The organism is Wolbachia endosymbiont of Tuta absoluta (assembly GCF_059414725.1).
The window spans coordinates 1-358 of the sequence record NZ_JBNRJY010000628.1; the positions used below are offsets into that span (position 1 = coordinate 1).

At 34.1% G+C, this 358-nt stretch carries 1 protein-coding gene; it reads left to right on the forward strand.

The window, feature by feature from the left end; all coding sequences use genetic code 11:
* The first annotated feature begins 130 nt into the window (after positions 1 to 130).
* Positions 131 to 280 (forward strand): hypothetical protein, encoded by a 150-nt coding sequence (locus ACJ5GX_RS06930; protein WP_495292836.1) that lies wholly within the window; start codon positions 131 to 133, stop codon positions 278 to 280.
* The last annotated feature ends 78 nt before the right edge of the window (positions 281 to 358 follow it).

Genomic DNA, 358 nt, shown 5'->3' on the forward strand with positions numbered 1-358 from the left:
GTTTTTTATTTAATATTATGAGTTTTTGCTTTCTTTTTGTGCTTTTGATTGTTTTATATTCATCAAACAAGGTTTTTATATTAAGTAGTTTAATACAGCGCTTGATGATCTTGCTCGTTTTGCTCCATTTATGAATAAATGCAGTGGCGTTGTTTGTACAGCTGAAATGCAAACGATCGATCGTTATCTTAGTACAAAAGAAGGTGAACAGGTTCTAAGCACTTATAAAAGAGCCAGTAACATGATGAGCAAAGTGAGAAAAAGTGATGGCGGGGTGTGAACGCCACCTAGGTAATGACTATAAGGGTTTTGTTTCAATCTATGCTGATAAAGATGCAACAATGAAGCAATTGAAAGT